Here is a 10,520-nt window from a genome sequence, read left to right on the forward strand (position 1 = left end):
CTCAATTCTCCACTGGTAGACCGAGATCGCGGGCTATCACCACGCGCAGCAAGTCGTTGGTCCCGGCGTAGATCGAGGCGGCGACGGCACTCGAGAAGTTGATGGCGTATCCCGAATCCGCGACCACTGCCCGGGCACCGAACAGCGGTGCCGCAGCGGTCTCGAATGCGACGAGATCCTGTGCACACGAGATCTTCACCTGCGCCGCCTCCGTGGCCAGTGCGCTCAGCGGGGTACCCGCATCGATGCGGCGAGCCATGTCGTAGACCAGCGTGCGAACGCGGTGCTCGATGATCGACAGATCAGAGACCCGAGCCGCGACAAGAGGATTGGAGCCGAGTCCACGGCCGAACTGCTTGCGTTCGCGCAGCCACGTCACAGCCCGCTCCACGGTTGCTCGCATCAGGCCGACCGAGTAACTCATGAGCAGCGCCCGTTCCCAGGCCGTGGTGCTCGACAGGAAGGCCAGGCCGGATCCCTCGGTAGTCACCATGTCCGCGTCGGTGGCGGCCACGTGATTGAAATCGATGGCGCCCATGGGGACCTCGGTGAGTGCGGTCTTGTCGAACGGCTCCGACCGCACCACCCCGGGCCGGTCGGCCGGAATCAGGAAGGCGCTCAACGCAAACGGATGGCGCTGCGCCTCGGTGCGGGCGAAGGCCAGCACGAGATCGGCGGCCGGTGCTGCCGTGACATAGGCCTTGCGGCCGTCGATGCGCAGACTGCCGTCGTCGAGCCGATGCGCCGCGGTGTTCATCGACAGGGGGTCGGACCCGCCGGTCTCTTCGGTGAGTGCGTGGCACAGCAGCATCGAACCGTCGAGAAGACGATCCGCATAGGGCGCCAGCGGCTGCCGAGGCAACGCCGACAACGGCCACTGGATGCCGAAGAGTTGGGAGGCCAGCGCATAGCAGAGACCGGCCGGCACACCGGCTCGTCCGGCTCCTTCCACCACAGCCACCGCATTCTGGACAGCGCCGTCGCCGGTCGTGCCACGCAAGGAATCGGCCATCGCGGACGATACCGATGCAGTGGCCACCAGCCGACGCCAGGCGTCCCGGAACGGCACACCGGTCAGTTCCGGTGCAATCTCCGCGATTTCGGCGGCGGCATTGGCAGCACGGTCCACCGGCGGCGCGACGAGGGTCATCGGGTCGATCCGTCCAGCACCTCGGCAACCGTGGCGTGCAGTTTCGCGGGAGTCCGGAAGTTGCGGGCAACCACGATGTCCTCGGGCAGCTTCTGTCCGATGCGCTGCTCGAGATCGGCGACGATGTTCACGAGGGTCAACGAGTCGAGCAGGCCGGTGAGCAGCAGTTCGCTGTCCGGCGTGACGGCGTCGGCATGACCGTGACGGCGCGCGATCGCCCCGGAGACGATCGTGCAGACGTCCTCGACGGAGACTGGCGCCGTATCGACGTTGTTACTGGTCATGAAGATTCTTTCTCCTCTGTGTGTCCTGGCTGCGCAGCCAATGTCTTCAGGTGCTCGCGGTCGATCTTTCCGCGCCGGTTCGTCGGCAACGGCGAGCAGATGACTATCGAATCCGGTTGTGAGGCAATGGGGAGTAGCGCGCGGATGGCTCCGTCGGTTGCGGTGATCGCGTCGGCCGACTCCGTGGTCTCGGCGCCGGCGCCGGTGTCGAGGAACAGGGTGATCCGGTTGTCGGGCCCGGTGGCCACCGCGGCCGCGGCCAGCACGGACGCCTCTTCGCAGGCGATCGTCTCGATGCCGGCCAAGTCGATGCGATATCCGCGGCGCTTGATCTGGCTGTCGACCCGTCCGGTCAACACCAGTTGACCGTCGGCGTCGCGATAGGCGTGATCGCCGGTGCGATAGGCCCGCCGCACACGACCGTCGGGGAAGGCCAGTGCGACTGTGGGATCGACTACCTCGCCGCCGATCACATAACCCGTCAGCAACGGTGCGCCTGCGACCACCAATTCGCCTGCCTCCGCGGCGTTGCACTCCTCGTCGACGAGGAGGATCTCGACACCCGGCAACGCTGACCCCACCGGGACGGGTTCTCCCGGACGCCAGTTCCGGACATCGGCCGCTGTGCACACGTTGGTCTCGGTGGGCCCATACCAGTTCCGCACGTGGATGCCCGGGAAGGTGTCGAGCAGTTCGCGCAGCGCCGCAGGCGGATAGGGTTCGCCGGCAAAGGCAATCGCACGCAGCGCCGACAACGGTTGTTCCTGGCGTCGAACGGCCGAGACGATCCCACGCAGCAGGCTGGGCACCGCGTAGATCACCGAGATCTCGTTGTCCGCAAGCCATTCGGCGGCATCCTGCGGAAATGCCTTCAGCCACTCGGGCAACTGCACCGCGGTGACTCCGGCGATGGCGGTCGAGAAGATGTCAAAGGTGCTCAGGTCAAAGGTGAGCGCCGCCTGAGCTGCCACCCGTTCTCCCGCACGAAGTTCGAGAGATCTTGCGGCCCACTGCGCGAAGAACGCCACCGCCGACGACGACAGCAACACTCCCTTCGGGAGTCCGGTACTGCCGGACGTGAACAGCAGGTAGCCGGGTTCCGCGGACGGACCGTGGGCGTCGTCCTCGCCGCGTGCCGCCAGCAGCAACCCGTCCTGGGGCAGCTCGACGACGCGGCCGGCCGGGTTCACCCGGTCGATGCCGGTGCGGTCGGAAAGGACGTGGGTGATGCTGGCCTGGTCGAGCAGTGCAGCCGTGCGATCGGGCGGATCGGCCACATCGATCGGTGCGACGACAGCGCCAGTGGCGATGACCGCGTGGATCGCGATCGTGGCCGGTGCGGATCGCGGCAGGTACACCGCGACCGCACTGCCGCCACCCACCCCGGCAGCGCGAAGTCCGGCCGCCAGCTCGGTGACGCGTTCGGACAGTTCCGCATACGACAGCTCACCGAGTTCGGTTCGGATGGCACAGCGGTCGCCGTGTTCGATGGACGCCGCGGTGAGGATGTCGGCAAGCGGATTCGACGCGTCGGCCGTGGTGGTGGCAGACGCGCATGACGTTGACAGTGTGTCCATGGTCCTCAGCCTCGTCGGAGCAGACTCACGCGCCGGCAAGCTGCTGCCGCAACGCGTTCTTGTCCATCTTTCCCAGGGGAGTGAGCGGCATCTCGTCGATGATCCGCACCACATCGGGCGCCTTGTACGCGGCGAAACCTGCTTCGTCACCGAGGAAGTCGGCGAGATCACGCCGGTTGGGCGCGGATTCGGTGCCGCTCTCGACCACCACGAAGGCAACCGAACGTTCGCCGAGGGTTTCGTCGGGCTCGCCGATCAGCGCCACCGCCCGGATTTTCGGGTGCCTCAGCAGCGCACCCTCGATCTCGGTCGCGGCGATCTTCTCGCCGCCCCGGTTGATCTGGTCCTTGATGCGGCCCGACACGATGAGGTGGCCACTCTCGAGACGACGCACCAGATCACCGGTGCAGTAGAAGCCATCAGCGGTGAACGACTTCCGATTGTGCTCCTCGGCGTCGAAATAGCCACGCGGAGTGTACGGTCCGCGGACTGTGAGCTCGCCCACCTCACCGGTCGGCACCTCGTTGCCCTCGGTGTCCACCACTCGAATCTCGTCGTAGACGGAGACCGGTACTCCTTGCGTGGTGGCCAGCAGCTCCGGTTCGTCGTCGAGATGTGTTGCGCAGAACAACCCTTCGGACATACCGAGGATCTGCTGCAGGGTTGCGTCGAACTCGTCGATGATGCGACGCGCTTCGTGATCGGACAGGCGCGCCGATCCGATCTCGATGATGCGCAAGGAACTCAAGTCATTGGAGGTCCATGACCGCTCATCGAGCCACAACGGCGCCAGTTGCGGGTTGATCGCGGTCATGGTGACCCGCTCGCGTTCGATCAGCTCGAAGCAGATCGCCGGATCTTGGTGTGGCGCAAGGACAACCTTGCCTCCGACGCGGAGCGTGGCCAGGATGCCCGGGCAGTTCCAGGTGTAGTTGAAGGCGATCGGCAAGACGGCGAGGTACACGCTGTCCTTGTCGAGCCGGCTCCGCTCGCCGGCCGCGCGCGAGTTGTATTGGTAGTCATCGTGGGTGCGCCCGATCAATTTGGGCATCCCGGTGGTGCCGCCGGAGAGCAGCAGCAGCGCGATGTCCGACGGCTTGGCAACATCTTCGATCGGATCGTCGCCGGCCGTCGACAACGTCGAGTACGGGACAAATCGGTCATCGGAACCGTGGTCGCCGAGATCGCCTGCGACGATGACCGTGCGAAGCGACGGCGACGTATCCAGAATGTCGCGCGCAAGTTCACGGTGATCGAAACGATTGAACACACCCGTTGTCACATAAGCGACCGCGCCCGTGGCCCCCGCCAGGTGCCCGACCTCGGCGTGCCGGTGGCCGGGTTGTGTGTGCACCGGGATCGCCGCAAGTCGCTGAAGAGCGAACCACGTCACGATGAATTCTGCGGAGTTCGGCAACTGGAGCAACACCGCGTCGCCGGCCCGAATCCCAAGACTTCGTAAACCGTTCGCAACTAGCGTTGCTCGATTCGCAAGATCCCGGTACGAAATCCGTTGTTCACCATCGACAATCGCCGTCGAGTCACCATAGGCGGCAGCCCACTCGTCGACCCGGGTACCGAAAGTCTTTCCCTCCCAGAGGCCCAGCTCTCGATACCGCTCGGCGTAGTCGGCCGGCCAATTGGGTATCCGGTCACGGATCGAGGTGGTCGGCGTCTCCAGATTGCTTGTCGTCATGCGCTATCCCTCTACGTGCACTTGAAGTTTGGTTCAGCGGCGCGGTGGCGAACACCACATTCGCAAGAACTCTCCGCGATCCCCCAGAGCGCCTGATCGAGTTCTCTTGGCGCTCAACAGGAGGCCGGTGGTCGGTTCACCGAATATCGTCATTCGGGTGGCCACGGCCTGCTGATGAGGGTACCCTAACATGAGTTGGTCCCCGAATTAAGCCGAGGTTCGAGGCCCCGCCCGGGTATCTGTGCCTGCATTTCACCTCAGCACCGCGATGGGTTAGTGTGTGTAGCCTAACCTAATCTGCGTCGATCCGCGAGAGGGTCCTCTCCATGGTCAAGCCAGGACAACAAAATCCGAACTTGCCCGGCCAGCGCGTCGACCTGCGCCATCGAACTCAAGACGTAAGCACGAATCGCGAATGAAGTGGGTACCGCAATGACCTCACCCTTGACGTCAACTTACCGCCTCGACTCGTTGCGGATCGATCCGCAACGAGATGGCGCCACCGTGCACCAATGGCTCGTGCATCCGAAGGCGAAGTATTGGGACATGTTGGACAGCACGGAGACTCAGGTTCGCGACTTCCTCGCCGACAACATTGCCGAGGCCGGCGACAGCGATTACGGACTCCGGATCGGGTATTGCGACGATGCCCCCGAATTCATGTTCGAGCTCTACAACCCACTCACCAGCGACCTCGCGGCGCCGGGCACCGGATATGTGCACACCGAAGGTGACATCGGGATGCACCTGCTCGTCGCCCACTCCGACCGGCAGCTGTCCGGTTTCACCGGAAATGTGATGCTCTTCATCATGCGCACGGCCTTCTTCGAGGTCGGTGCCGCCCGGGTCGTCGTCGAACCCGATGTCCGCAACACCGCGGTGCAGAACCTCAACGCCGCGGTCGGCTTCCGCGTCGACGGCGACTACCCGGTTGCCGACAAGATCGCCCGCCTGAGTTATTGCACGCGTGAGGATTTCATCACAGTCACCGACAACGGCCGGACGATCGGATCGGCCGCGGCCGGCGAACAAGAGGTTGCACGTTGACCAGTTCACCCGCGCTCGCCACTCGGGGGTTGCGCGACGTCTACGACCGTCGCATCGCGAAGAAGATACTGGCGGAGTTCTGCCACGAGCAGGCCCTGTCGCCCGTCGAGGACTCCGCCGGTCGCTTCGTCGTGACGTCCGACGACCGGCAGACGCTCTACACCTTTGCCGCCGAGGTGCTGGCCCTCGACAACTGGGCGATCGACGAGGAGTCGATTCGACGGGTTCGCGACGGTGTCGAACTTCCCCTTCGCGCTGTCGAATTGATTGTGGATGTCCATGAGACACTGGGCATTCCGACCGAGTCGCTGCCCGAGTACATCGAAGAACTCATCAATACGGTCGCCATCAGCGCGCACCGTTCCGACTCCCGACGCGTCGCCGCGGCTGCGCTGGCGGTGGCGGATTTCCAGACCGTCGAGCGCACCCTCACCGAGGGACACCCGTGCATCGTCGCGAATGCCGGCCGGCTCGGGTTCAGCTCCGACGACGTCGAGCGCTATGCCCCCGAGTCTGCTCGCCCATTCCGACTGACGTGGGTGGCCGTCTGGCGCGATCACTGCGACTTCGCGTCGATGAGCGGGCTCGAGTACATGACGCTCATGCGCGAGGAACTCGGCGACCGGACCCTCGAACGCTTCAGCGACACCCTTGCCGACCTCGGACTCGACCCCGACGACTACTGCTACCTGCCGGTCCACCCGTGGCAGTGGATCGAGAAGATCAGCAAGCTCTACGGTCCCGACATCGCCGACCGCAAGCTGGTGCGACTCGGTGAAGGACCGGATCTCTACCAACCTCAGCAGTCGATTCGCAGCTTGTTCAACATCTCCAATCCCACCCGGCACTACATCAAACTCTCGCTCTCCATTGTCAATATGGGATTCACGCGAGGAATGTCGGCCGACTACATGCGCACCACCCCGCTGATCAACGAGTGGGTCCGCAAGCAGGTTCAGGACGACGAGTACCTCGCGTCCCTCGGCTTCCAGCTGCTCTACGAGGTGGCCGCCATCGGCTACCGCAACCCGACATTCAACGCGATCACGCAGCCGGGTTCGGAGTACCGAAAGTTCTTCTCGGCGCTGTGGCGGGAGAGTCCGGTCCCGCTGACGACCGGGGACGAGCAGCTCATGAGCATGGCTGCGTTGCTTCACGTCGATCACCACGGCGATCCCTTTGTCGCCGCGCTCGTCGAACGGTCCGGACTGAGCGCCGACGAGTGGGTACGTCGATACCTGCGGACCTACCTGCATCCGATCACCTACCTGCTCTACCGCCACGAGCTGAAGTTCTCTCCGCATGGCGAGAACCTGATCCTGGTGATCGACTCCGGCGTTCCGGTGCGCGCCATCCTCAAGGACATCGGCGAGGAGGTCAGCATCTTCGCCGAGCCCGACGACCTACCCGAATCGTGCCGGCGGGCCCTCACCGAGGAACCCGACGAGATTCGTAACCTGGGCATTCTCTCAGACGTGTTCGACGACTTCCTACGTCCCCTGGCTGCCATCGTGCATTCGGCGGGGCTGGTGTCCGACCGGGATTTCTGGGAGTTGGTCGGGGACAGCATCCGCGAATTCATCTCGCAGCAACCGGATCTCGCCGATCGCTTCGCGAAGTGGGATCTGTTCGCGCCGACCTTCGGCGCGGTTCACATGAACGGGCTGCAGCTGGCGAACAACCGACGCATGGTGAACGTGGGGCACTCCTACGCGTCGCTGGTCGCCACCGACCACAAGCTGCTCAACCCCATCGCGCTACCCGCGCGCTCCGAAATAGTCTCTTCTACATCTCATCTGGGGGATCACCTTGCCACATGACCACAACACCTCATGGGGCGGAGCACGATTCGCCCGCCCCGGAAGCGGTTGGACCGATGTCAGCGGCGGCCTCGCGCAACTGGCGGACGCCGTCGAGAACCATCATCATCGTGCGCCACTCCCTCCCGGAGCACCAGAAGAGACGCTGGCCTCGGTTTCGAATTCTCTTGGTCCGGAACAGATTCCCGAGAACGGCGTCGGCGAGTCACGTGCCCTGCAGCACGTGGCCGAACTGATCGCCCGCTACGGGCTCGATCTCACCCACGAACTGACCGCGGCTCATCTGCAGCCACCGCCACTCACGGTGTCGGTGGTCGCCGATGCGCTCGCCAGCGCGTCGAACGCCTCGTTGGACACCTACGACTCGGGGCCTGCGACGCTGGCGATCGAGCAGTGGACGATCGCTGCCCTGGCGCGCCTCGCCGGTTTCCCCGACACCGCGGGCGGGGTCTTCGGTCCCGGCGGCTCGTATTCGAACCTGCTCGCGATGCTCATCGCGCGCGACCACACCGCCGCACAGGTCGGCATCGACACCCGGCAACACGGCGTCGCCACCCTCACGCGTCCGCTCGTGTTCTGCTCACGGGTGGCGCATTTCTCCATCAATCGGGCCTGCGCCACCCTGGGTCTCGGTGAATCCGCGGTGATCCCCGTCGAGGTCGACGAACACCACCGGATGATCCCGGCCGCCCTCGAACGCGCACTGCTCGAGAACGCCGGCACCCCCATCGCGATCGTGGCCACCGCCGGTACCACCGATTTCGGCACCGTCGATCCGCTTCCGCAGATCGCCGACATCGCCGAACGCCACCAGGTGTGGCTGCATGTCGACGCGGCCTACGGGTTCGGGTCGCTGTTCTCCGACAATCTCGCTCGACTCGTCCGCGGCATCGACCGTGCCGACTCGATCACCCTCGACCTGCACAAGATCGGCTGGCAGCCGGCGGCGGCCAGCATCCTGCTGCTCGCCGACGAGGGCGAGTTCGCCTCGCTGAACCGAAATGTGGCCTACCTCAACCCCACCGACGATGTCGAGGCGGGTTTCGGTGGGATGCTGGGCCAGACCCTGCAGACCACCCGGCGACCGGATGTCCTCAAGGTCACCGCCACGTTCCTGGCCTATGGCCGAACGGAATTGGGCCGGATGCTCGACACCTGCCACCAACTCGCCCGCCATGCCGAACAGCGCATCGTCACCGAGCTCCAGCTCGAACTGGTCGCACCCGCCACCCTGACGACCGTCGTGTTCCGCTACCGCTGCGAGCAGCTCGACAAGGTCAACGCCGAGCTCCGTCGCCGCCTGATCAGCAGTGGCAAGGCACTCATCGGACGCACCCGCGTACAGATCGGCGGCAGCGAGGAACCGCAGACCTGCCTCAAGCTCACTCTGCTCAACCCCACCGCACGCGAGTCCGACATCGACGATCTCTTCGACGAACTCCTGCGCATGGCATTGGAAGTGGAGTCCGAGCTGGCCGAGGGCTCAAAGCACAACAGCGAGAACATGGTGAAAGTTCATGAGTGACCAACAAACAGTGGACGTCCTGGCGATCGGTTGCGGCCCGTTCAACCTGAGCCTGGCCGCAATGGCGTCCACCGTCGACGACATCGATGTCCTCGCAGTGGACTCGGTTCCCGAGTTCCGCTGGCATCCGGGAATGATGTTCGACGACGCCACCCTGCAGGTGAGCTTCCTGTCCGACCTCGTCTCGCTGGTGGACCCGACACACCCGTTGTCGTTCCTGGCCTACCTCGCCGACGTCGACCGGCTCTATCCGTTCCTGGTGCGGGAGGACTTCTTTCCCACCCGACGCGAGTACGAGGCGTACCTGCTGTGGGCCATCGACAAGCTCTCCTCGTCCATCCGCTTCGGCACCACCGTCGACGAGGTCCACTGGGATGACCACGCAGAGCACTTCCGCGTGACGCTCACCTCCGGTGGTGTGCAGTCGGAGCTGATCGCCAAGCACGTGGTGATCGGCGTCGGTACCGAGCCGGCAGTGCCGGCGGCCCTCGCGTCGAACTCCCCTGCCGTGGTGCACAGTTCGAGCTATCTCCAACACCAGCCAACCGCCCTCGAGGCGGGCGCGGTGACCGTGATCGGTTCGGGCCAGTCGGGCGCGGAGATCGTCGTCGACCTGCTCGAGGCCAATCTGCGCGGCGGACCGGCGGTCCGATGGTGGACTCGCACACCGTGGTTCGCACCGCTGGACTTCACCAAGCTGTCCCTGGAGATGACCACCCCGGCGTACATGGACTACTTCCACTCGCTGCCGGAGGGCACCCGCGATCGCGTGCGTGGCGGTCACTGGCAGTTCCACAAGGGAATTTCGACCGACACCCTCGACCGCTTGCACGACCTGCTCTACCGCAGGCAACTCTTCGACGGTCTCGCACCCGTCCAGCTGCGCAACGGCGTCGAGATCGAAGGGCTGGACGCGCTCGACGACGGCCGGGTTCGAGTGCGGGCACGGCATCGTGACACCGAGACAGCTCTGGCACACACCGCGGACCTGGTGATCACGGCCACCGGCTACCGGTACCGCGAGCAGCCGTTCCTCGTGGCCATCCAAGACCGCTTGCGCCGTGATTCGCTGGGCCGCTTGGTCATTGCCAACAACCATGCGGTGTCGTCGGACCCGGCACTGGCCGATCGGCTCTTCGTGGCCAACGCCGAGGAGCACGCCCATGGTGTGTCGGCACCCAACCTGGACATCGGTGCGGTGCGCAATGCGCGCATCCTGAACACCGTCGCCGGCCGCGAAGTGTACCGCCTGCCCAAGCACACGGCGTTCACCAGTTTCGGTGTCACCGGAACCGACGCAGAAGATGTAGTACCAGAAGCCGCTGTGCCAGAAGACAAGACATCCATCGACGACTTTCTCGCGAACTCGCCCACGGCGAGTTCCAACACCCAATTGACAGCTCTCGGACTTGAGGAGTGAC

Annotated in this window: 8 protein-coding genes; 4 read left to right on the forward strand and 4 right to left on the reverse strand. The window is 64.8% G+C overall.

What is annotated here, in order from left to right; genetic code table 11:
- Position 1: 1 nt before the first annotated feature.
- From ACWDTF_RS17045 to ACWDTF_RS17060, 4 genes are read right to left on the reverse strand one after another with little or no spacing between them, the layout of a single operon-like run.
- Complete coding sequence (locus ACWDTF_RS17045; RefSeq protein WP_449754715.1) at positions 2-1,150, reverse strand: acyl-CoA dehydrogenase family protein; 1,149 nt, start codon at positions 1,148-1,150, stop codon at positions 2-4.
- A complete protein-coding gene (locus tag ACWDTF_RS17050; protein ID WP_355273064.1) occupies positions 1,147-1,434 on the reverse strand; it encodes a phosphopantetheine-binding protein in 288 nt (95 codons plus the stop codon). The genes ACWDTF_RS17045 and ACWDTF_RS17050 overlap by 4 nt, the downstream gene beginning before the upstream one ends.
- On the reverse strand, positions 1,431-3,011 hold the full coding sequence (locus ACWDTF_RS17055; protein WP_449754716.1) for an AMP-binding protein: 1,581 nt from the start codon (positions 3,009-3,011) through the stop codon (positions 1,431-1,433). Before ACWDTF_RS17055 ends, ACWDTF_RS17050 begins: the two co-directional genes overlap by 4 nt.
- A 25-nt stretch (positions 3,012-3,036) precedes the next feature.
- Positions 3,037-4,707, reverse strand: a complete 1,671-nt coding sequence (locus tag ACWDTF_RS17060; protein ID WP_449754717.1) for a (2,3-dihydroxybenzoyl)adenylate synthase — start codon at positions 4,705-4,707, stop codon at positions 3,037-3,039.
- A gap of 432 nt (positions 4,708-5,139) precedes the next feature.
- Here ACWDTF_RS17060 and ACWDTF_RS17065 point away from each other — a divergent pair, with 432 nt between their 5' ends.
- From ACWDTF_RS17065 to ACWDTF_RS17080, 4 genes are read left to right on the forward strand one after another with little or no spacing between them, the layout of a single operon-like run.
- Positions 5,140-5,754, forward strand: a complete 615-nt coding sequence (locus tag ACWDTF_RS17065) for a GNAT family N-acetyltransferase (protein ID WP_449754718.1) — start codon at positions 5,140-5,142, stop codon at positions 5,752-5,754.
- Positions 5,751-7,574: an IucA/IucC family protein gene (locus ACWDTF_RS17070; protein ID WP_449754719.1), complete on the forward strand. Its 1,824-nt coding sequence runs from the start codon at positions 5,751-5,753 to the stop codon at positions 7,572-7,574. Before ACWDTF_RS17065 ends, ACWDTF_RS17070 begins: the two co-directional genes overlap by 4 nt.
- Positions 7,564-9,099, forward strand: a complete 1,536-nt coding sequence (locus ACWDTF_RS17075; protein WP_240856101.1) for a pyridoxal phosphate-dependent decarboxylase family protein — start codon at positions 7,564-7,566, stop codon at positions 9,097-9,099. Before ACWDTF_RS17070 ends, ACWDTF_RS17075 begins: the two co-directional genes overlap by 11 nt.
- A complete protein-coding gene (locus tag ACWDTF_RS17080; RefSeq protein ID WP_240856103.1) occupies positions 9,092-10,519 on the forward strand; it encodes a lysine N(6)-hydroxylase/L-ornithine N(5)-oxygenase family protein in 1,428 nt (475 codons plus the stop codon). The genes ACWDTF_RS17075 and ACWDTF_RS17080 overlap by 8 nt, the downstream gene beginning before the upstream one ends.
- Position 10,520 lies beyond the last annotated feature (1 nt).

This window comes from Gordonia sp. NPDC003422 (assembly GCF_053588675.1).

Bases quoted from the DNA above. Each gene is read 5' to 3' on its own strand.
- ACWDTF_RS17045 (WP_449754715.1), bottom strand. From the start codon at position 1,150: ATGACCCTCGTCGCGCCGCCGGTGGACCGTGCTGCCAATGCCGCCGCC.
- ACWDTF_RS17050 (WP_355273064.1), bottom strand. From the start codon at position 1,434: ATGACCAGTAACAACGTCGATACGGCGCCAGTCTCCGTCGAGGACGTC.
- ACWDTF_RS17055 (WP_449754716.1), bottom strand. From the start codon at position 3,011: ATGGACACACTGTCAACGTCATGCGCGTCTGCCACCACCACGGCCGAC.
- ACWDTF_RS17060 (WP_449754717.1), bottom strand. From the start codon at position 4,707: ATGACGACAAGCAATCTGGAGACGCCGACCACCTCGATCCGTGACCGG.
- ACWDTF_RS17065 (WP_449754718.1), top strand. From the start codon at position 5,140: ATGACCTCACCCTTGACGTCAACTTACCGCCTCGACTCGTTGCGGATC.
- ACWDTF_RS17080 (WP_240856103.1), top strand. From the start codon at position 9,092: ATGAGTGACCAACAAACAGTGGACGTCCTGGCGATCGGTTGCGGCCCG.